We start from the raw sequence: 20,305 nt of genomic DNA on the forward strand, positions 1-20,305 counted from the left end.
TGCCTGTCCGGCGTTTGCCGGACAGGCAGCGTTAACACCTCAGTGCTGCAGGATTTTGCTGAGGAAGTGCTGGGTACGCTCATCACGGGCGTGCGGGTCACCGAAGAACTCTTCCTTGGTGCAGTCCTCGATGATGTTGCCCTTGTCCATGAAAATGACGCGGTTGGCAACCTTGCGAGCAAAGCCCATTTCGTGGGTCACGCACATCATGGTCATGCCTTCGTTGGCCAGTTGGACCATTACGTCCAGTACTTCGCTGACCATTTCCGGGTCGAGGGCCGAGGTCGGTTCGTCGAACAGCATGACGATCGGGTCCATGGCCAGTGCGCGGGCAATCGCGACGCGTTGCTGCTGGCCACCGGAGAGTTGGCCCGGGTGTTTCTTTGCCTGGTTGCTGAGGCCGACGCGCTCAAGCAGGGCCAGGCCCTTCTTGGTTGCTTCGGCTTCACTGCGGCCCAGTACCTTGCGCTGGGCAATGGTCAGGTTTTCGGTGATGGTCAGGTGCGGGAACAGTTCGAAATGCTGGAACACCATACCGACTCGCGAGCGCAGCTTGGGCAGGTTTGTTTTCGGGTCGGCGATCGAGGTGCCGTCGACGACGATGTCACCCTTCTGGAAGGGCTCCAGAGCGTTGACGCACTTGATCAGTGTCGACTTGCCGGAACCGGACGGACCGCAGACCACCACCACTTCACCTTTTTTGACCTCGGTGTTGCAGTCGGTCAGAACCTGGAAGTCGCCGTACCACTTGTTGACGTTCTTGATGGAAATCATACGGTTATCCTTTTCTGCAGACGCTTGACCAGGAAGGAAGCGGAGAAGCTGATGACGAAGTACACGATGCCGGCGAAGACCAGGAACTCGTTCGAGCGTCCGATGATGTCGCCGTTGGCACGTGCGGAGTTGAGGAAGTCCACCAGGCCGACGGTGTAGACCAGCGAGGTGTCCTGGAACAAGATGATGCTCTGCTGCAGCAGCAACGGGGTCATCTTGCGAAACGCCTGGGGCAGGATGATCAGGCGCATGGTCTGGCCGTAGGTCATGCCCAGGGCCTGGGCTGCGCCCATCTGGCCTTTGGAGATCGACTGCACACCGGCACGGACGATTTCGCAGAAGTACGCCGCCTCGAACATCATGAAGGCCACGACGCAGGAGGTGAATGCCCCCACCGGGGTGTCTTCGCCGGTGATCCAGCGCAGCACGAACGGCACCGCCAGGTAGAACCAGGTGATGACCAGCAGCAGCGGGATGGAGCGGAAGTAGTTGACGTAGGCACCGGCAAGGTTTGCCAGGAGCTTGCTCGACGACAGCCGCATCAGTGCCAGCATGGTACCCAGCGCGATACCACCGACCACGCCCATGACCATCAGTTGCAGGGTCATTACCATGCCGTTCCACAGGCCCGGCAGGGCAGGAATGATTCCACTGAAGTCCATTATTTACCCCCCACGGAGATCAGGCCGGGTACGGCGACTTTCTTCTCGACCATGCGCATCAGCAGCATCAGGCCCATGTTCAGGGTGAAGTAGATCAGGGTCGCCAGGGTGAAGGCTTCAAACAGGTTGGCCGAGAATTCGGCGGTCTGCTTGGTCTGCGCCAGCAACTCCATCAGGCCGATCAGCGAGGCCACCGAGGAGTTCTTGAACACGTTCAGGAATTCGGAGGTCAGCGGCGGAATGATGATCCGGTAGGCTTGCGGCAGCAGCACGTTCCAATAGATCTGTGGCAGGCTGAAACCCATGGCGCGGGCTGCGGCTTCCTGGCCGCGGGGCAGCGCCTGGATACCGGTACGCACTTGTTCGCAGACACGGGCGGCGGTGAACAGGCCCAGGCAGACCACTACGCTGATGAATGCCGAGGTGGTCGGGTTGAGGTCTTGCTTGAACCACTCCTGCAAGCCTTCTGGCAGCAGGTCGGGCACCAGGAAGTACCAGATGAACAGCTGCACCAGCAGCGGTACGTTACGAAAGAGTTCCACGTAGGCCGTGGCAATACCCGATACCAGACGGTTCGGGACAGTCCGCATGACGCCGAGTACCGAACCCAGCAGCAATGCGATGATCCAGGCTGCAACGGCAATGCCGATGGTCCAGCCCAGGCCGGTGATGTACCAGTCCAGGTAGGTTTCGCTACCGACGCCGGTGGACTTGAAGAATACGCCCCAGTCCCAGTTGTAATTCATCGGGATCTCCCCTCAGATCAGTTGTTTCACGGGCACCTTCGAGCATCCGAGGGCGCTGCACGCCCTCGGATGAAAGGTTAGACACTAACTAGCTGGGGATCAGGACTTCTTTTCGTCTGCAGCTTTGTCGGTAGGATTGGCGATCAACGCCTTGAGCTCTTCGCTCATTGGGAACATCAGGTTCAGGCCCTTTGGCGGGATTGGCGACTGGAACCACTTGTTGTAGATCTTGTTGATCTCGCCCGACTTGTACAGCGCGATGATGGCGTCATCGACTGCCTTCTTGAACGGCTCGTCGCCCTTGCGGACCATGCAGCCATAGATTTCATAGGATTGCGGGGTACCGGTCACGGCCCAGTCGGTCGGCTTCTTGGCCTTGGCCATTTCGCCAGCCAGCAGGGCGTCGTCCATCATGAAGGCAACGGCACGACCGGATTCGAGCATCTGGAAGGATTCGCCATGGTCCTTGGCAGAGATGACGTTCATCTTCATCTGCTTGTCGGCGTTCATCGACTTGAGGATACGCTCGGACGTGGTGCCTGCAGTGGTGACCACGTTCTTGCCAGCCAGGTCTGGGAAGTCCTTGTAGGAGGAGTCTTTCTTGGACAGCAGGCGAGTACCGATCTCGAAGATACCGACCGAGAAGTCGACCTGCTGCTGGCGCTCGACGTTGTTGGTGGTCGAGCCGCACTCGACGTCAACGGTGCCGTTCTGTACCAGTGGAATGCGGGTCTGGGAGGTGACGAGGTTGTACTTGACCTTCAGGTCTGGCTTGTTCAGGTCCTTTTTCAGGGCCTCGACGATTGCCAGCTGGATGTCATGGGAGTAACCGACGGGTTTGCCCGAAGCGTCGGCGATGTAGGAGAACGGAATGGAGGCGTCGCGGTGCCCCAGGGTAATGGTGCCGGAGTCGTTGATTTTCTTCAGGGTGCCTGTCAGCTCTGCAGCGGTGACTGGCATGCTGATCACAGCAGCCGTGATGGCTGCGCCCAACAGGTGGGGAACGATACGCATCAAAATTTCCTCGACATTGTTTTTTTTATGGAGCCGTTGGCGGGCTCTTCGTTCAGCGAACACTGCAATAAAGCGGTTTGCGCATTCGGGTACTGAGTGTAGAGCATGACTCGTGCCAAGCCCTGACTTTGATCATAAAGCCTTGAAAAAGCGGGGCATTAATCTTTTTTGAAGATTTCCTGATGGGGTGATTCGTCCGGTTGGCCGAATGCGGCTGGGAGTGGCATTCGGAAAACCGAATGCCACGCCTGTGGGAGTCCCACAGGTTCTGTGCGATCAGGCGGCGCGATGCAGTTCCAGGCGCTGCAGGTAGTCCCGCAGTGCCTGTTGTTCGCTTGCCGTGGTGAACAGCCCAAGCTTGGTACGGCGCCAGAGGATGTCGTCAGCGCTCACGGCCCATTCTTCGCTGCGCAGGTAATCCACCTCGCGAGTGAACAGCCCGCCGCCGATGGCATCGCCAAGGTCCTCGGGGCCTTGAACGCCTTCGAGCAGGCGCCATACGCGACTGCCGTAGGTCAGCGCCCAACGCTTGGCAATCTCGGCTGGCAGCCAGCCGCAGCGTGCCAGGATTGCATCGGCCAGCGCTTGTGGGGTGGTCATCGCTTCGCCACCCGGCAGCGGAGCGGTAGCGGTCCAGCTGCCACGCATCTGGGGGAAGAAGGGCGCCAGCTCGCTCATGGCCGATTCAGCCAGCTTGCGGTAGGTGGTCAACTTGCCACCGAACACCGACAGCAGCGGCGCTTCACCCGTGCTGGCAGAGAGCGCCAGGGTGTAGTCGCGGGTCACTGCCGACGGGTTGTCGGATTCGTCGTTGCACAGCGGTCGAACACCGGCATAGGTATGCAGGATGTCGGCGCGGCTGAGTGGGTGATTGAAGTGCGCATTGACCACCTTGAGCAGGTAATCGGTTTCTGCCTCGGTGATCGCCACTTTGGCCGGGTCACCGGTGTACTCACGGTCGGTGGTGCCGATCAGGGTGAAACGTTCCAGGTATGGAATGGCGAAGACGATCCGCTGGTCTTCGTTCTGCAGGATGTAGGCATGTTCGCCCTCGTAGAGCTTGGGCACGATCAGGTGGCTGCCCTGGATCAGACGAATGCCGTAGGGCGCATCGAGTTTGAGATCGTCCTGAATGAACTTGGCTACCCATGGGCCGGCCGCATTGACCAGCGCCCGGGCTTTGATCGACTGCAGGCTGCCGTCGGCATTTTCCAACTGCACATGCCACACGCCATCGATCCGGCGTGCATTGACGCAACGAGTGCGGGTACGGATGTGCGCACCTTTCTCGCGGGCTGCCATGGCATTGAGCACCACGAGTCGGGCGTCATCAACGGCGCAATCGGCATACTCGAAACCGCGGGTGATAGCAGGCTTGAGCGGGTTGCCCGGGCCAAAGCGCAGGCTGCGCGAAGCGCCCAGTTGCTTGCGCTTGCCCAGGTTGTCATAGAGAAACAGGCCGGCGCGAATCATCCAGGCTGGACGCAGGTGCGGGCGATGTGGCAGCACGAAACGCATCGGCTTGACGATATGCGGTGCCTTGGCCAGCAGCACCTCACGTTCGGCCAGGGCTTCGCGTACCAGGCGGAACTCATAGTGCTCCAGGTAGCGCAGGCCGCCGTGGATCAGCTTGCTGCTGGCGGACGACGTGTGGCTGGCAAGGTCGTCCTTTTCGCAAAGGAACACCGACAGGCCGCGTCCGGCTGCATCGGCGGCAATGCCCACGCCATTGATGCCACCACCGATTACGGCGAGGTCATAGAGATCGGCAAGGGCAGGCGATGACTGACTGGGATGGGGCACGGGCGGCTTCCTTAAAACTTTCTAGCATCGAATTTGAACATTAATGTTCATTTGCGAAAATACTAGCGCAACAGAATGCTGACTGCCAGTCGCTTTCCATAGAAAATACTGATCGGATAATAATTAAATGAAAAATAACGAACATTGCTGCTGCCGCCATTGCGGCGGCAGCGTTGAAGGGCTCAAACCACGTCCAGGCGGATCTTGTATTGGTTGAGCAATTGGGTGAGTGCAGGCACGGGAGCCTGGTCGGTCACCAGGCAGTCGATCAGGCTGATCGACCCCAGGCGTACCATGGCATTGCGGCCGAACTTGCTGGAGTCGGCGGCGAGGATAACCTGGCGGGCATTGGCGATGATCGCCTGGGAAACCCGGACTTCCTGGTAGTCAAAATCGAGCAGGCTGCCGTCCTCGTCGATACCACTGATGCCAACCAGGGCAAAGTCGACTTTGAACTGGTTGATGAAATCGACGCTGGCCTGGCCTACCACACCCCCGTCACGACGCACATTGCCACCTGCCAGTAGCACCTCGAAATCGTCCTTGGCACTGAGGATCGAGGCCACATGCAGGTTGTTGGTAATGATTTTCAGGTGATTGTGATTGAGCAGGGCGCGAGCAATGGACTCGGTGGTGGTACCGATGTTGATGAACAGCGAGGCGTGATCCGGGATCTGTGCAGCGATGGCTTCGGCAATACGTTGCTTTTCGTCGCGCATCTGATCGGCGCGCATGGCATAGGCGGTGTTTTCGATGCTGGAGTCATAGGCTGCGCCACCGTGATAGCGGCGTAGCAGGTTCACTTCGGCCAGTTGGTTGATATCACGGCGGATGGTTTGCGGGGTAACGACAAATAGCTGCGCCATTTCTTCGATACTGACGTAACCGCGTTCGCGGACCAGTTCGAGGATTTGTTGTTGGCGAGGGGGCAGGTTCATGGGCGGTCCTTTGGGGCAGCCGGGCAAATTGCGCCATGATGCCGCAGGATTTCGCTGACGACCAGCATCGCGGGGCAAGCCCGCTCCCACCAAGCGTGTGGGAGCGGGCTTGCCCCGCGATGCCGTTGTCGGTCAATCAGTCCTCGTGCGGCTCCCAGTCCCGGGTGCGGTCCACCGCCTTCAGCCAGCCGGCATACAGCTTCTCTTTCTGCGCTTCTTCGAGCTGCGGGGTGAACTCGCGCTCGATGATCGCTTTGCCGCGCAACTCGTCCAGGCCACTCCAGAAACCACAGGCAAGACCGGCCAGGTAGGCTGCACCCAGGGCGGTGGTTTCACGCATTTGCGGACGCTCGACACAGGTGCCGAGGATGTCGGCCTGGAACTGCATGAGGAAGTTGTTGGCGACCGCGCCACCATCCACGCGCAGTTCGCTCAGGCGCTGGCCGCAGTCCTGTTGCATGGCGTCGAGTACATCGCGGGTCTGGAAGGCAATCGACTCCAGGGCGGCGCGAATGATGTGGTCGACTTTCACGCCACGGGTCAGGCCGAACAGGGCGCCACGGGCGTAGGGGTCCCAGTAGGGCGCGCCCAGGCCGGTGAAGGCTGGTACCAGGTAAACGCCGTTGCTGTCTTTGACCTTGCTGGCGAAGTATTCGGTGTCGTGGGCGTCGTTGACGATCTTCAGTTCATCACGCAGCCATTGCACCGTGGAGCCGCCATTGAACACCGCACCTTCCAGGGCATAGGCCACTTCACCGCGCGGGCCGCAGGCAATGGTGGTCAGCAGGCCGTGGGACGATTTCACCGCCTTGTCGCCGGTGTTCATCAGCAGGAAGCAACCGGTGCCATAAGTGTTCTTGGCCTGGCCCGGCTCTACGCACATCTGGCCGAATAAAGCGGCCTGCTGGTCGCCGGCAATACCTGCGATGGCAATGCCGCTCTTGGTGTGGCCATAGACCTCGGAGGAGCTGCGTACTTCTGGCAGCATCTGCCGAGGAATATCCAGCACCTGCAGCATCTTCTGATCCCATTCCAGGGTATGGATGTTGAAGAGCATGGTGCGCGAGGCGTTGGTGTAGTCGGTGACATGCACCTTGCCGCCGGAAAATTTCCAGATCAGCCAGCTGTCGACGGTGCCGAACAGCAGTTCGCCACGCTCGGCACGCTCACGGGCGCCCTCGACGTTGTCCAGCACCCACTTGAGCTTGGTGCCGGAGAAGTACGGGTCGGTGACCAGGCCCGTGGTTTCGCGGATGTAGTCCTGCAGGCCGTCGCGCTTGAGCTGCTCGCAGATCTCGGTGCTGCGTCGGCACTGCCAGACGATGGCGTTGTACACCGGGCGGCCGGTTTCCTTGTCCCAGACCACGGTGGTTTCACGTTGGTTGGTGATTCCGATGGCGGCCACCTGGTCATGGCTCAGGCCAGCCTGGGCCAGGGCCTCGACCATGGTCGCGCTCTGGGTGGCGAAGATTTCCATCGGGTCGTGTTCGACCCAGCCAGCTTGCGGGTAGTGCTGTGCGAATTCTCGCTGCGAGGTGCCCACCACGTTGGCATCGCGATCGAAAATGATGGCCCGCGAACTGGTCGTGCCCTGGTCCAGGGCAATGATGTAGTTCTTGTTCTGGCTGTCTGTCATAACGTTGGCCTTGCACTCAAATAAGGTAGATATCAGGGCAGGGCGAGCCTGGCTCGCCGGGGCGGCATCAGGATGCCTGGGTCTTGCCCTGAGGGTTGGCGTCGGTCTGGGCGGTCTCGCTCGGGGCAACCGGCAGGTTGCGAGCAATCACGCCGCGATACAGGGCGGCACCAAGGCTCGCTCCTATGATCGGCGCAAAGATCGGAATCAGGAAATAGGGAATGTCACGTCCGCCAGTAAAGGCGACTTCGCCCCATCCAGCGAGGAATGTCATCAGCTTGGGACCGAAATCCCGGGCCGGGTTCATGGCAAAGCCGGTCAGCGGGCCCATGGCGCTGCCGATCACCGCGATCAGCAGGCCGATCAGTAATGGGGCCATGGCGCCGCGGGGCAGGCCGTTGTTGTCGTCGGTCAGGGCCATGATCACCGCCATCAGCACGGCGGTGATGATCATTTCGACCAGAAAGGCCTGGCCAGTGGACAGCGCCGGGTGCGGGTACGTCGAGAAAACGGAGGCAAGCTCCAGGCTGGCCTGGCTGCCACGGATCATTTCGTGGGCTTGTTCGTAATCGAAGAACAGGTTGCTATAGAGCGTATAGACCAGTGCGGCAGCGCAGAAGGCCCCGGCGATCTGGGCAACGATGTAGAAGGGCAGTTTGTGCTTCTCGAAACCGGCAAAAAGGCACAGTGCAATGCTCACCGCCGGGTTCAGGTGGGCGCCGGATACCCCGGCGGTCAGGTAGATCGCCATGCTCACGCCAACACCCCAGATGATGCTGATCTCCCACAGGCCAAAGCTGGCGCCGGCCACCTTGAGTGCAGCGACGCAACCGGTACCGAAGAAAATCAGCAGGGCGGTGCCTAGAAACTCGGCCATGCATTGGCTGGACAGCGTAGGTTGTCGTTGAGCAGTCGTCATTCGTTCCCTCGGTTCTTGTTGTTGTGAGACGCGGTGGGCGCTCGACAAAAACCCGACAGAAATCCCCATTTCGGTCGGGTCGGCTGCAGAAATGCACCTAATCGGGGCATGGCTATATTCAGAATCGAAAAAATATAGACAAGAAACGCTTATGTCAAAGGTCGAAAGTGAACAGGCATTCATAAACTGACTATTGGTCTTGCTGATGGTGTTGAAATGTCACCGGGTGCGTAACGCTCGTGCAGACATGACGCGGTGGCTGGGACACGGATTTTTGTCCTAAAGTAGCCAGCGAAACGGCATTCACTTTTTGTTTGGAGCTTTGCATGACCCCCGCCCTGGATCTGCTGAAAAAGGTTCGCGCTGAACATCGTATCCACAGCTACGAACACGACCCCAAAGCGGCCTCTTATGGTTTGGAGGCTGCCGAGAAGCTCGACCTTGAGCCTTCGCGGGTGTTCAAGACGCTGTTGGCCAGCAGTGAAAAGGGCGAGCTGCTGGTGGCCGTTGTGCCGGTGGTGGGTAGTCTTGATCTGAAGGGGCTTGCCCACGCGGCAGGCGTCAAGAAGTGCGAGATGGCCGATCCGGCGGCAGCCCAACGTTCCACCGGCTATCTATTGGGCGGTATCAGTCCGCTGGGGCAGAAGAAACGCCTGCGTACCTTCATTGATCAATCTGCCGAAACGTTTGAAACCATTTTTGTCAGCGCTGGCCGGCGTGGGCTGGAAGTGGAGTTGTCTTCGAGGGTACTGGCTGAACACACCCAGGCGACATTTGCCGAGATCGCCCGCGCCTGACGTCCGTATGCTGACAATCCGAGTGGGTAGCCGCGGGGCGAGCCCGCTCCTGCGTTAGGAGCGGGCTCGCCCGCGAAGGCGTTGTCAAACCGCCGAGCTGTACCGGCGAACGCCGTTCTCGGGTACCGGCAACTGCGCCGCCACGCTACCTGGTACCGCAAACAGTACCAGGTGATCGGCCGCCACTTCGATACCGACCTCTGCCCCGACCTGGTGGTCGATATGGCTCGCGAAAATCGCCTCGAGTTGGCTGCCGGTGGACAGTTGCAGGCGATACAAGGTGGAGGCGCCGAGGAAGCTCTTGCCCACGATCAGCGCCTTAAGGGCACTGTGCGGGGCATGAATGATGTCGTCCGGGCGCAGCAGCACGTCCACCGCACTCCCCGGGGTAAAGGTGTAGGCGCGGTTGCCTCGCAGTTCGCCCAACTCGGTACGTACCGATTCCGGGCTGGTCAGTTGGCCGCGAATGAAATAACCCTGGCCGATGAAGCTGGCCACGAAGGGGGTCAGCGGCTCGTGATAGAGGTTGTAGGGGGTGTCCCACTGCTCCAGGCGACCTTCTTTGAAGACGCCGACGTGATCGCTGACGGCAAAGGCCTCTTCCTGGTCGTGAGTGACCAGAATGGCGCTGGTGCCGCGGCTCTTGAGAATGTCGCGAACCTCGTGGCTCAGGCGTCTGCGCAGCTCTACGTCGAGATTGGAGAAGGGCTCGTCGAGCAGCAGCAATTGCGGCTCGGGCGCCAGGGCTCGGGCCAGGGCAACGCGTTGTTGCTGGCCTCCGGAAAGCTCATGGGGGTAGCGTTTGCCAAGGCCGCCGAGCTTTACCAGCTCAAGCATTTCTGCAACCACCTGCTGCTGTTGCGGGTGCTTGCCGATACCGAAGGCAATATTCTCCGCCACCGTCAGGTGTGGAAACAGTGCGTAGTCCTGGAACACCATGCCGATACGGCGCTTCTCCGGTGCCAGGGTGAACCCGGCCTTGGAGATGACTTCGCCCGCCAGCTGGATTTCGCCTTCGTGTACAGGCTCGAAACCCGCGATAGCACGCAGGGTGGTGGTCTTGCCGCAGCCCGAGGAACCCAGCAGGCAACCGATGTCGCCTGCGTTGAGGTGCAGGTTGAGGTTCTGGACGATGCGCGCCTCGCCATAGCCGCAGGCGAGGTTGCGCAGGTTAAGCAGTAAAGGCTGACTCATGCGTGGTGATAGGCCGGTTCAACAAGAAATTCGAGAAGCGCCTTCTGTGCATGCAAGCGGTTTTCGGCCTGGTCCCAGGCGACCGAACGCGGGTCGTCGAGCAGGTCCAGGCTGATCTCCTCGCCGCGGTGTGCGGGCAGGCAGTGCATGAACAGGGCATCGGGTGCTGCCAAGTCGAGCAGTTCGCGGGTTACCTGGTAAGGCGCGAACAAGGCCAGACGCCGTGCAGTTTCCTCTTCCTGGCCCATGGAAGTCCAGACATCGGTGCTCACCAGGTGGGCACCCTGCACGGCATCCTTGGGCTCGCGGAAGATCTGCACGCGGTCACCGGCCTTGGCCACGAATTCCGGATTGGGCTCGTACTCGGCCGGGCAGGCGATGCGCAACTGGAAGTCGAACTGGAGGGCAGCTTCTATATAGCTGTTGCACATGTTGTTGCCGTCGCCGATCCAGGCCACTGTCTTGCCCTGGATCGAGCCGCGGTGTTCAAGGAAGGTCTGCATGTCGGCCAGCAGCTGGCAGGGGTGCAGGTCATCGGACAGGCCGTTTATCACCGGTACACGGGAGTTGGCGGCGAATTCGGTCAGGGTGCTGTGGGCAAAGGTGCGGATCATCACCGCGTCGAGCATGCGCGACATGACGATGGCGCAGTCGCCGATCGGCTCGCCACGGCCCAGCTGGGTGTCGCGCGGGGACAGGAAGATGGCCTGGCCACCGAGCTGGATCATGCCTGCCTCGAACGACAGCCGGGTGCGGGTCGAGGACTTCTCGAAAATCATGCCCAGCACGCGGTTCTTCAGGGGCTCGAACAGTACGCCGCGGTTACGCAGGTCCTTCAGCTCGATGCCTCGACGGATCACACTCAGCAGTTCGTCGGGAGTGAAATCCATCAGGGAGAGAAAGTGCCTAGCGCTCATGTTTGACTACCTTTTGCAACAGACCGCAGATCAACAGTGCCGGTTTTCAGAAACAACGGAAGTGACCTGCGGCGAAAGCCGCACGGGGCGACGAATTAGGGGGAGACGCAATACTATAATTAAATGTCGCGTCATACCAAGTGGGGCGTTCACCGGCTGTAGCGCAGCCAGTGCCGTAACCCATTGGGCGGCTGATTTTTTTATTACTGCGTAAGGGTTTTACACTGCCCGCTGGCGCCTTTGCAAACACCCGAGCTAATCGCTGCGCCTGATGGTGCGAGATTCACGGGGCAAAACTCGCTGGTGGTCACCGCACCCCAGGCTCATAGTCAGGCGCATCACCAGACACCCGAAAGAGGTGCTCATGAACAAGACCGTGCATCACCGTGCCTGCCACCTGTGCGAAGCCATTTGTGGCCTGACCATCGAAATCACCCACGAAGCGGACACCGGGCCGCGGATCAGTTCGATCAAGGGTGACCCTCTGGACAGCTTCAGCCGAGGCCATATCTGCCCCAAGGCTGTGGCCCTTCAAGACATCCAGAACGACCCTGATCGCCTGCATGCGCCGCACAAGCGCGTGGGCGAAAGTTGGCAGGCGATCAGTTGGGACGAAGCGTTCGAACTCGCGGCGCACAAGCTCTGGGCCATCCAGCAGGCCCACGGGCAGAATGCCGTGGCGGTGTACCAGGGCAACCCCAGCGTGCACAACTATGGGCTGATGACCCACAGCAACTACTTCCTCGGCTTGCTCAAGACCCGCAATCGGTTTTCGGCGACTTCGGTCGACCAGTTACCGCATCACCTGACCAGCTACCTGATGTATGGCCATGGGCTGTTGTTGCCGATCCCGGACATTGACCATACCGATTTCATGCTGATCCTGGGCGGCAACCCGCTGGCGTCCAATGGCAGCATCATGACCGTGCCAGACGTCGAGAAGCGCTTGAAAGCCATCCAGGCCCGTGGCGGCAAACTGGTGGTGGTCGACCCGCGTCGCAGTGAAACCGCGGCCGTGGCCGACCAGCATGTGTTCATCCGGCCTGGTGGCGATGCGGCATTGCTGTGCGGGCTGCTCAATACCTTGTTCAGTGAAGGCCTGGAGCGTCCGACGGTGCTGCCGGTCGACGGGCTAGATGAAGTGCGCCAGGCGATTGCACCCTTCACGGCCGAAGCAATGGCGCCATTGTGTGGGGTCGCTGCTGCAGTCATCCGCCAACTGGCCCGGGACTTTGCCGCCGCCGACAAGGCAGTCTGCTATGGGCGCATGGGCATTTCGACCCAGGCCTTCGGCACGCTCTGCCACTGGCTGGTGCAACTGATCAACCTGGTCAGTGGCAACCTGGATCGGGTCGGCGGCGCCTTGTGTACACAACCTGCGGTCGACTTGGTGGCCAGCACGAGTGGCGGGCACTTCAATGCCTGGCAGAGCCGGGTTTCCGGTTTGCCGGAATACGGTGGCGAACTGCCGGTGGCGGCACTGGCCGAAGAGATGCTGTGCGAGGGTGAGGGACAGGTTCGCGCCTTGGTGACAGTCGCTGGCAATCCGGTGCTGTCCACTCCCAACGGCCGGCAGTTGGAGCGTGCCCTTGACGGACTTGAGTTCATGCTCAGTATTGACCTCTACATCAACGAAACCACCCGTTACGCAGATTTGATCCTGCCGTCCACCTCGGCACTGGAGAACGATCACTACGACACCACGTTCAACCTTTTTGCCGTGCGCAATGTCAGTCGCTTCAATCGGGCGATCCTGCCCAAACCTGAAGGTGCGTTGCACGACTGGGAAATCTTTGTCGGTCTGGCCAAGGCGTTCGCCAGGCTCAGCGACAAGCCTTTGAAGCCCACTTTGCCACCCGCGCAGATGATCGACTTCGGCTTGCGAGGCGGGCGCTATGGTGAAGGCACACCGTTCAATCTGTCGGTCGACACGCTTGACCAGCACCCTCACGGCATTGATCTGGGGGCGCTGCAGCCTAACCTGGCGACGCGCTTGAAAACGGCCAGCCAGCGCATCCAGGCGGCGCCGCCGGAGATTCTCATCGACCTGCAACGCTTTGCCGGCTTGCCACCGGCGCCGTCGGAGCAACTGCTATTGATTGGTCGCCGACATGTACGCAGCAACAACTCCTGGATGCACAACTATCACCGCCTGGTGAAAGGCAAGCCGCGCCATCAGTTGCTCATGAATCCCGAGGACCTGAATACCCGACAGTTGCAGGATGGACAGCGGGTCCGAGTCAGTTCACGGGTCGGCAGCATCGAGGTCGAGGTGCAGGCCTGCGCAGACATGATGCTTGGGGTGGTAAGCCTGCCTCATGGTTTTGGCCATGCCCGTGCCGGCGTGCGCATGGAGATTGCACAGCATCAGCCGGGCGCCAGCGCCAACGACCTGACAGACGAGCGTCAACTCGATGCCGTGTCGGGTAATGCGGCGCTCAATGGCGTGCCGGTGCAAGTGGTTGCGGCCTGATATCGGCAAGGCCGAGCGTCATGCTTGGCTTTCCGATACAATGCGTCACCGTGCCGACAACCAGGTCGGAAAGTTCAGCCGCGAGGTGCTTCATGGATATCATCGAAACAATCAAAGAGCAGATTGCCAACAACACCATTCTGCTTTACATGAAAGGCTCGCCGAATGCCCCGCAGTGCGGTTTTTCGGCCAAGGCGGCGCAAGCCGTGATGGGTTGTGGCGAGAAATTCGCTTACGTGGATATCCTGCAGAATCCGGAAATCCGCGCCAACCTGCCAAAGTATGCCAACTGGCCGACCTTCCCACAGCTGTGGGTTGCCGGTGAACTGGTCGGCGGTTCCGACATCATGGCCGAGATGTTTGCCAACGGCGAACTGCAGACCCTGATCAAGGAAGCTGCAGCCAAGGCTGAGGCGGCCAAGGCCTGAGTACAGGTTTGGTAAAAAAAAGCCCCGCATTGCGGGGCTTTTTTTATGGGATGGTTTATTCGCCCATCTGCGACTGCAGGTAGTTTTCCAGGCCGACCTTGTCAATCAGGCTCAACTGGGTTTCCAGCCAGTCGATGTGCTCTTCCTCGGACTCGAGGATGTCTTCGAGCATTTCACGGCTGCCGAAGTCGCCAACGGTTTCACAGTGGGCGATGGCGGCCTTGAGGTCCACCAGGCCTTTTTGCTCGATCTTCAGGTCGCACTCGAGCATTTCCTTGGTGTGTTCACCAATCAGCAGCTTGCCCAGGTCCTGGACGTTGGGAATGCCTTCGAGAAACAGAATGCGCTTGATCAGTTTGTCAGCGTGCTTCATTTCGTCGATGGATTCTTTGTATTCGTGCTTGCCGAGCTTCTCCAGACCCCAGTCTTCATACATGCGGGCATGCAGGAAGTATTGGTTGATTGCGACCAGCTCGTTTCCGAGGATCTTGTTGAGATGCTGGATGACGCTAACGTCGCCTTTCATGATGGGGTCCTGCCCTGTAAGTGTGCCTATAAGCAGGAGTTTGAGCTTCGCAACTTCGGCTGTCAAACCTAAGTTATTGAATAATAAGTGAAAATTAATCGGAATAAGAATGTTTGTGTTCCGCGTTTTAACCCTAACTTGTTGAATTAAAGGCATAAAAAAACCGGACGCTGGGTCCGGTTCTTCAAATGGGCTGTTTTTACGCGGCGGTAAATTCCACAGGGTAGGGCAGTGCGGCCTGGCTGACCTGCAATTCGGTCAAGGTTTCACGCACTACCTGCTTGGCCAGGCAGGCGCATTTGCCGCACTGGCTTGCCACATTCGTAGCGGCTCTGACGTCCTTGTAGCTGCAGCATCCTTCATAGATCGCATCGCGGATCTGTCCGTCGGTTACACCAACACAAAGACACACATACATAGGGCAGACCATCACTGGTAAAGGCTCAATGCGAAGAAGCTTAATGTTAATGAGAATGCTTGTCAAAGCTCATTCGGAACGAGACGTGCCAGGGCGACCGACGGCAGGATTCGAATCAGGTTGCCTGAAATTCGGCGTGCAGCGCCTGGCCGTGTATCATGGCCGGTCTTTGCGTGGTCAGGTCGGCTGGAGCTTGCCTGGCAACGTGTTTCAAACCATCAGGAGATATCGAATGAGCGTACTCGTTGGCAAACAAGCCCCGGACTTCACCGTTCCAGCCGTGCTGGGCAATGGCGAAATCGTCGACAGCTTCAACCTGGCTTCGGCCATCAAGGGCAAGTACGGCCTGGTGTTCTTCTACCCACTGGACTTCACCTTCGTCTGCCCGTCCGAGCTGATCGCTCTGGATCACCGCATGTCCGAGTTCCGCGACCGCAACGTTGAAGTGATCGCCGTGTCGATCGACTCGCACTTCACCCACAACGCCTGGCGCAACACCCCGATCAATGCCGGTGGCATCGGTCAGGTCCAGTACATCATGGCTGCCGACATGAAGCACGAAATCGCCAAGGCCTACGACGTAGAGTCCGAAGGCGGCGTCGCTTTCCGTGGCGCGTTCCTGATCGACGACAAGGGTGTCGTTCGTTCGCAGATCATCAACGACCTGCCGCTGGGCCGTAACATGGACGAGCTGCTGCGTCTGGTCGACGCCCTGCAATTCCACGAAGAGCACGGCGAAGTCTGCCCTGCCAACTGGAAGAAAGGCGACAAGGGCATGACCGCTTCGCCTGAAGGCGTTGCTGCATACCTGAGCGAGAACGCTGGCAAGCTGTAATAGCGAGCCACAAAAAAACCGGCCTCAATGGCCGGTTTTTTTTGTGCCGCGAGGAGTGGGCTTCAGTCGTTGAAGTCTTGCCAGCCGCCCATTTCCTTCCAGCGATTGACGATGCCGCAGAATAGCTCGGCGGTCTTCTCGGTGTCGTAGCGCGCCGAGTGGGCTTCACGCCCGTCGAAATCGATGTCGGCGCTCTGGCACGCACGGGCCAGTACGGTCTGGCCGTAGGCGAGGCCGGCGAGGGTCGCGGTGTCGAAGCTCGAGAACGGATGAAACGGGTTGCGTTTCATGTCGTTGCGCGCCACGGCAGCATTGAGGAAGCCCAGGTCGAAGCTGCTGTTGTGCCCGACCAGGATCGCCCGCTTGCAGCCATTGGCCTTCAGCGCCTTGCGCACGCCACGGAAGATGTCGGTCAGGGCCGACTCTTCGCTCACGGCCATGCGCAACGGATGATCGAGCTTGATACCGGTGAACTCCAGCGCCGCCTGCTCGATATTTGCCCCTTCAAACGGTTCGACGCGGAAGAAGTAGGTGTGCTCCGGGAACAGGAATCCTTTCTCGTCCATGCCGATGGTCACGGCGGCGATTTCCAGCAGGGCATCGGTGGCGCTGTTGAAGCCACCGGTCTCCACATCGATTACTACCGGCAGGTAACCGCGAAAACGTTCCGCCATTGGGTGACGGGGGCCACCACTTGGACCGTCCTGGTCATCGTACAGATCTTCACTCACGCAGTTTCCTCCAGCAGGCGCCAGCGCAGTTGCTCACCGGCGCGCAGCGGGATAACGGTTTGCTCGCCGAACGGCAAGCTGCTTGGGGCGGTCCAGCTTTCGCGAACCAGGGTAATGGTGTCGGTGTTGCGCGCCAGGCCGTAGAAGTCGGGGCCATGCTTGCTGGCAAAGCCTTCGAGCTTGTCGAGGGCGTTGCGTTGCTCGAACGCTTCGGCGTACAGCTCGATCGCCGCATAGGCGGTGTAGCAGCCGGCGCAACCGCAGGCCGCTTCCTTGGCGTGACGGGCGTGCGGTGCCGAGTCGGTGCCCAGGAAGAACTTGCTGCTGCCGCTGGTGGCGGCGTCCAGCAAGGCCACCTGGTGGGTGTTGCGCTTGAGGATCGGCAGGCAGTAGAAGTGCGGGCGAATACCGCCAACCAGCATGTGGTTGCGGTTGTACAGCAGGTGCTGGGCCGTGATGGTCGCGCCAACATTGACCGGGGCCTCGTTGACGAACTGTACGGCATCGCTGGTGGTGATGTGTTCGAACACCACTTTCAAGGTCGGGAATCGCTCGACGATACGGCGCATGTGTTCGTCGATGAACAGTTTCTCGCGGTCGAATACGTCGACCTCGCCGCGGGTCACTTCACCGTGTACCAGCAGTGGCATGCCGACCTCGGCCATGGCCTCGAGTGCGGCGAAAATGTTATCGACACTGGTGACACCGGAGTCGGAGTTGGTGGTCGCACCGGCCGGGTAGAGCTTGGCGGCATGCACGAAACCGCTGGCCTTGGCCGCGCGGATTTCCTCGGGCTGGGTACGGTCGGTGAGGTACAGCACCATCAGCGGCTCGAAGCGGCTGCCGGCCGGACGGGCGGCGAGGATGCGCTCGCGATAGGCGCCGGCTTCGGCGGCATTGCGTACCGGTGGTACCAGGTTGGGCATGATGATTGCGCGGGCAAAGGTGCGCGCAACGTCGCCGACGGTATGGGGCAGCACGGCGCCATCGCGAAGATGGATGTGCCAGTCATCGGGACGCAGGAGGGTCAGGCGGTCGGACATTGGGGATTCCAGGCGGGTCGAACTCAAGCTGAATGCTACCGGAAAAGCCGGGTTCGAGCACTTTCTATCAAGTTTTGCCGCACCTGACCGATAGCCTGCAGGTATACCGTGAAAATCTGTGGAGCCTCCCGTGCGCCAGCGTTATCTTGCCTTGCTCAGTGTGTTTGCCTGCTTGCCCGCGACGGCACTCACGTTCCAGACCCGTCTGGAGAATATCGAGTGGAAGGTCGAAGGCGATCAGTTCGAGTGCCGGCTGGTCCAGCCGATTGCCGATTTCGGCAGTGGTGAATTCGTGCGCCGTGCCGGCGAGCAGGCCACGTTTCAATTGCGTTCGAGCACCAACGCACTGGGCAGCGGCTCCGCGACCCTGTTTGCAGCCGCCGCGCCCTGGCAGCCAGGTCGTGCGGATATCAACCTGGGGGCGGTGCGCATGGCCCGCAGCGGCGTGCTCTTCATCAGCTCCCAGGGCCAGGCCAGTCGCCTGATCAACGGCTTGCTCGACGGACGCAGTACCGTGGTGCGCAATTATGCAGGTGAAGCCGGTCGGGCAATAGAAGTGCGCCTGTTGCCGGTGAAATTCAGCAAGGCATACGGCGACTATCAGGTGTGCGCCGCCAAGCTGCTACCCATGAATTTCGATCAGGTGCGCCAGGCGCGTGTCGGTTTTCCCGGTGGTGGCATTGACCTGGACGTCGATGCCAAGGCCCGTCTGGACGTAATCCTGGACTTTATCAAGGCCGACCCTACGGTCAACCATATCGAACTCGACGGTCACTCGGACAACAGTGGCAATCGCCTGACCAATCGCGACCTCTCAAGGCGCCGGGCGCTGGCAGTCATGGAGTACTTCAAGGCTCATGGTATTGCTGAAGACCAAATGACCGTTCGCTTTCATGGCGAACGCTACCCACTGGCCAAGAACAATTCCTCGGCCAATCGGGCGCGTAACCGTCGGGTCAACATCCAGCTGGACCGTGTGGCGCCCGTGGAAAAGCCGATGGAAAATGCATCCGAGACGCCTGCGGCAACCCAGGCGCCGGCAGTCCAGGCCGAAACCACCAAGCCCTCGGTCAAGTCCTGAGCTGCGACCGTCCGTCGCGCTCTCGACAGTTCCTGTCGCTTTGTCGTCACAAGCTGTCGCCCCACTGTAAATTTTGCCGCAAGGCCGGTAGAATCGACGGCTTTCCGTACAACCCCGTGGAGTGATGGCATGGCGGACGTAAAAAAGGTCGTACTGGCGTATTCCGGCGGCCTTGATACTTCGGTGATTCTCAAGTGGCTGCAGGATACCTACAACTGTGAAGTGGTGACTTTCACCGCTGACCTGGGTCAGGGCGAAGAGGTCGAACCGGCCCGCGCCAAGGCTCAGGCCATGGGCGTGAAGGAAATCTACATCGATGACCTGCGCGAAGAGTTCGTCCGAGACTTCGTGTTCCCGATGTTCCGCGCCAACACCGTCTATGAAGGCGAGTACCTGCTGGGTACTTCCATCGCCCGTCCGCTGATCGCCAAGCGCCTGATTGAAATCGCCAACGAAACCGGCGCCGACGCCATTTCCCATGGCGCCACCGGCAAGGGCAACGACCAGGTGCGTTTCGAACTGGGTGCCTATGCGCTCAAGCCAGGGGTCAAGGTCATTGCTCCATGGCGCGAGTGGGACCTGCTGTCCCGCGAGAAGCTCATGGACTATGCCGAGAAGCACGGCATCCCGATCGAGCGCCACGGCAAGAAGAAGTCGCCGTACTCGATGGACGCCAACCTGCTGCACATCTCCTATGAAGGCGGCGTGCTGGAGGATACCTGGACCGAGCACGAAGAAGACATGTGGCGCTGGACCAAGTCGCCAGAAACCGCGCCAGACGTTCCAACCTACCTGGAACTGACCTACCGCAACGGTGACATCGTCGCCCTGGACGGCGTCGAGATGACTCCGGCCACCGTACTGGCTACCTTGAACCGCATCGGCGGCGAGAACGGTATCGGTCGCCTGGACATCGTCGAGAACCGTTATGTCGGCATGAAGTCCCGTGGTTGCTACGAAACCCCGGGCGGCACCATCATGCTGCGCGCCCACCGGGCGATCGAGTCGATCACCCTGGACCGCGAAGTGGCTCACCTCAAGGATGAGCTGATGGTCAAGTACGCCAGCCTGATCTACACCGGCTACTGGTGGAGCCCGGAGCGTCTGATGCTGCAGCAGATGATCGACGCCTCGCAGGTCAACGTGAACGGCGTGGTTCGTCTGAAGCTGTACAAGGGCAATGTGATCGTTACCGGTCGCAAGTCCGATGACTCGTTGTTCGACGCCAACATCGCCACCTTCGAAGAAGATGGCGGCGCTTACAACCAGGCCGACGCAGCGGGCTTCATCAAGCTCAACGCCCTGCGCATGCGTATTGCCGCCAACAAGGGCCGCTCGTTGATCTGAACGACGCCTTGATCCAAAAGAAC

At 60.0% G+C, this 20,305-nt stretch carries 20 protein-coding genes; 6 read left to right on the top strand and 14 right to left on the bottom strand.

Annotation, left to right across the window (positions count from 1 at the left end):
* Positions 1-39 precede the first annotated feature (39 nt).
* From H621_RS0111080 to H621_RS0111115, 8 genes are all read right to left on the bottom strand, one after another.
* Positions 40-774 carry an amino acid ABC transporter ATP-binding protein gene (locus tag H621_RS0111080; RefSeq protein WP_028943465.1) on the bottom strand — a complete coding sequence of 245 codons (735 nt, stop codon included), beginning with the start codon at positions 772-774 and terminating at the stop codon, positions 40-42.
* Positions 771-1,439: an ABC transporter permease subunit gene (locus H621_RS0111085; protein WP_028943466.1), complete on the bottom strand. Its 669-nt coding sequence runs from the start codon at positions 1,437-1,439 to the stop codon at positions 771-773. Before H621_RS0111085 ends, H621_RS0111080 begins: the two co-directional genes overlap by 4 nt.
* Positions 1,436-2,182 (bottom strand): amino acid ABC transporter permease, encoded by a 747-nt coding sequence (locus tag H621_RS0111090; RefSeq protein ID WP_028943467.1) that lies wholly within the window; start codon positions 2,180-2,182, stop codon positions 1,436-1,438. Before H621_RS0111090 ends, H621_RS0111085 begins: the two co-directional genes overlap by 4 nt.
* Before the next feature lie 99 nt (positions 2,183-2,281).
* Complete coding sequence (locus tag H621_RS0111095) at positions 2,282-3,196, bottom strand: glutamate/aspartate ABC transporter substrate-binding protein (RefSeq protein WP_028943468.1); 915 nt, start codon at positions 3,194-3,196, stop codon at positions 2,282-2,284.
* Positions 3,197-3,472: 276 nt separating this feature from the next.
* Entirely contained in the window at positions 3,473-4,999 is a 1,527-nt protein-coding gene (glpD, locus tag H621_RS0111100) for a glycerol-3-phosphate dehydrogenase (protein WP_028943469.1), read from the bottom strand.
* Between the two features lie 182 nt (positions 5,000-5,181).
* Positions 5,182-5,937 (bottom strand): DeoR/GlpR family transcriptional regulator, encoded by a 756-nt coding sequence (locus tag H621_RS0111105; RefSeq protein WP_028943470.1) that lies wholly within the window; start codon positions 5,935-5,937, stop codon positions 5,182-5,184.
* 136 nt (positions 5,938-6,073) lie between these two features.
* On the bottom strand, positions 6,074-7,573 hold the full coding sequence (gene glpK / locus H621_RS0111110) for a glycerol kinase GlpK (RefSeq protein ID WP_028943471.1): 1,500 nt from the start codon (positions 7,571-7,573) through the stop codon (positions 6,074-6,076).
* Positions 7,574-7,640: 67 nt separating this feature from the next.
* Entirely contained in the window at positions 7,641-8,492 is an 852-nt protein-coding gene (locus H621_RS0111115; RefSeq protein ID WP_028943472.1) for an MIP/aquaporin family protein, read from the bottom strand.
* Between the two features lie 326 nt (positions 8,493-8,818).
* On the opposite strand from H621_RS0111115, the gene ybaK reads away from it, so the two are divergent.
* Entirely contained in the window at positions 8,819-9,289 is a 471-nt protein-coding gene (gene ybaK / locus H621_RS0111120) for a Cys-tRNA(Pro) deacylase (protein WP_028943473.1), read from the top strand.
* A gap of 84 nt (positions 9,290-9,373) precedes the next feature.
* Here ybaK and H621_RS0111125 read toward each other — a convergent pair whose 3' ends face one another.
* Both H621_RS0111125 and argF read right to left on the bottom strand, forming a co-directional pair.
* Positions 9,374-10,483, bottom strand: a complete 1,110-nt coding sequence (locus H621_RS0111125) for an ABC transporter ATP-binding protein (RefSeq protein WP_028943474.1) — start codon at positions 10,481-10,483, stop codon at positions 9,374-9,376.
* Positions 10,480-11,400 carry an ornithine carbamoyltransferase gene (gene argF, locus H621_RS0111130; protein ID WP_028943475.1) on the bottom strand — a complete coding sequence of 307 codons (921 nt, stop codon included), beginning with the start codon at positions 11,398-11,400 and terminating at the stop codon, positions 10,480-10,482. The genes H621_RS0111125 and argF overlap by 4 nt, the downstream gene beginning before the upstream one ends.
* 364 nt (positions 11,401-11,764) lie before the next feature.
* Here argF and H621_RS0111135 point away from each other — a divergent pair, with 364 nt between their 5' ends.
* Entirely contained in the window at positions 11,765-13,873 is a 2,109-nt protein-coding gene (locus tag H621_RS0111135) for a molybdopterin-dependent oxidoreductase (protein ID WP_028943476.1), read from the top strand.
* A gap of 92 nt (positions 13,874-13,965) precedes the next feature.
* Positions 13,966-14,301, top strand: a complete 336-nt coding sequence (gene grxD, locus H621_RS0111140; RefSeq protein WP_028943477.1) for a Grx4 family monothiol glutaredoxin — start codon at positions 13,966-13,968, stop codon at positions 14,299-14,301.
* Positions 14,302-14,356: 55 nt separating this feature from the next.
* On the opposite strand, the gene bfr is transcribed toward grxD, so the two are convergent.
* Both bfr and H621_RS0111150 read right to left on the bottom strand, forming a co-directional pair.
* Positions 14,357-14,827, bottom strand: a complete 471-nt coding sequence (gene bfr, locus H621_RS0111145; RefSeq protein ID WP_028943478.1) for a bacterioferritin — start codon at positions 14,825-14,827, stop codon at positions 14,357-14,359.
* Positions 14,828-15,026: 199 nt separating this feature from the next.
* The gene (locus H621_RS0111150) at positions 15,027-15,245 is read right to left on the bottom strand and encodes a bacterioferritin-associated ferredoxin (protein ID WP_028943479.1); all 219 of its coding nucleotides are present in this window, start codon (positions 15,243-15,245) and stop codon (positions 15,027-15,029) included.
* Between the two features lie 232 nt (positions 15,246-15,477).
* Here H621_RS0111150 and H621_RS0111155 point away from each other — a divergent pair, with 232 nt between their 5' ends.
* On the top strand, positions 15,478-16,080 hold the full coding sequence (locus H621_RS0111155) for a peroxiredoxin (protein ID WP_028943480.1): 603 nt from the start codon (positions 15,478-15,480) through the stop codon (positions 16,078-16,080).
* Positions 16,081-16,142: 62 nt separating this feature from the next.
* On the opposite strand, the gene rnt is transcribed toward H621_RS0111155, so the two are convergent.
* Both rnt and pyrC read right to left on the bottom strand, forming a co-directional pair.
* A complete protein-coding gene (gene rnt, locus H621_RS0111160; protein WP_028943481.1) occupies positions 16,143-16,811 on the bottom strand; it encodes a ribonuclease T in 669 nt (222 codons plus the stop codon).
* Positions 16,808-17,854, bottom strand: coding sequence for a dihydroorotase (gene pyrC / locus H621_RS0111165; RefSeq protein WP_028943482.1), 1,047 nt, complete (start codon positions 17,852-17,854; stop codon positions 16,808-16,810). The genes rnt and pyrC overlap by 4 nt, the downstream gene beginning before the upstream one ends.
* 130 nt (positions 17,855-17,984) lie before the next feature.
* Between pyrC and H621_RS27035 the strand changes: the two genes are divergently transcribed.
* Positions 17,985-18,935: a flagellar protein MotY gene (locus H621_RS27035; protein ID WP_036989697.1), complete on the top strand. Its 951-nt coding sequence runs from the start codon at positions 17,985-17,987 to the stop codon at positions 18,933-18,935.
* A gap of 129 nt (positions 18,936-19,064) precedes the next feature.
* Entirely contained in the window at positions 19,065-20,282 is a 1,218-nt protein-coding gene (locus tag H621_RS0111175) for an argininosuccinate synthase (RefSeq protein ID WP_028943483.1), read from the top strand.
* Positions 20,283-20,305: the final 23 nt, after the last annotated feature.

The sequence above is a fragment of the Pseudomonas vranovensis DSM 16006 genome, from assembly GCF_000425805.1.
Lineage (GTDB): Bacteria > Pseudomonadota > Gammaproteobacteria > Pseudomonadales > Pseudomonadaceae > Aquipseudomonas > Aquipseudomonas vranovensis.

Coding starts and splice junctions, on each gene's coding strand:
- H621_RS0111080 (WP_028943465.1), bottom strand. CDS start 774: ATGATTTCCATCAAGAACGTCAACAAGTGGTACGGCGACTTCCAGGTT.
- H621_RS0111090 (WP_028943467.1), bottom strand. CDS start 2,182: ATGAATTACAACTGGGACTGGGGCGTATTCTTCAAGTCCACCGGCGTC.
- H621_RS0111095 (WP_028943468.1), bottom strand. CDS start 3,196: ATGCGTATCGTTCCCCACCTGTTGGGCGCAGCCATCACGGCTGCTGTG.
- H621_RS0111105 (WP_028943470.1), bottom strand. CDS start 5,937: ATGAACCTGCCCCCTCGCCAACAACAAATCCTCGAACTGGTCCGCGAA.
- glpK (WP_028943471.1), bottom strand. CDS start 7,573: ATGACAGACAGCCAGAACAAGAACTACATCATTGCCCTGGACCAGGGC.
- H621_RS0111115 (WP_028943472.1), bottom strand. CDS start 8,492: ATGACGACTGCTCAACGACAACCTACGCTGTCCAGCCAATGCATGGCC.
- ybaK (WP_028943473.1), top strand. CDS start 8,819: ATGACCCCCGCCCTGGATCTGCTGAAAAAGGTTCGCGCTGAACATCGT.
- H621_RS0111125 (WP_028943474.1), bottom strand. CDS start 10,483: ATGAGTCAGCCTTTACTGCTTAACCTGCGCAACCTCGCCTGCGGCTAT.
- argF (WP_028943475.1), bottom strand. CDS start 11,400: ATGAGCGCTAGGCACTTTCTCTCCCTGATGGATTTCACTCCCGACGAA.
- H621_RS0111135 (WP_028943476.1), top strand. CDS start 11,765: ATGAACAAGACCGTGCATCACCGTGCCTGCCACCTGTGCGAAGCCATT.
- grxD (WP_028943477.1), top strand. CDS start 13,966: ATGGATATCATCGAAACAATCAAAGAGCAGATTGCCAACAACACCATT.
- bfr (WP_028943478.1), bottom strand. CDS start 14,827: ATGAAAGGCGACGTTAGCGTCATCCAGCATCTCAACAAGATCCTCGGA.
- H621_RS0111150 (WP_028943479.1), bottom strand. CDS start 15,245: ATGTATGTGTGTCTTTGTGTTGGTGTAACCGACGGACAGATCCGCGAT.
- H621_RS0111155 (WP_028943480.1), top strand. CDS start 15,478: ATGAGCGTACTCGTTGGCAAACAAGCCCCGGACTTCACCGTTCCAGCC.
- pyrC (WP_028943482.1), bottom strand. CDS start 17,854: ATGTCCGACCGCCTGACCCTCCTGCGTCCCGATGACTGGCACATCCAT.
- H621_RS0111175 (WP_028943483.1), top strand. CDS start 19,065: ATGGCGGACGTAAAAAAGGTCGTACTGGCGTATTCCGGCGGCCTTGAT.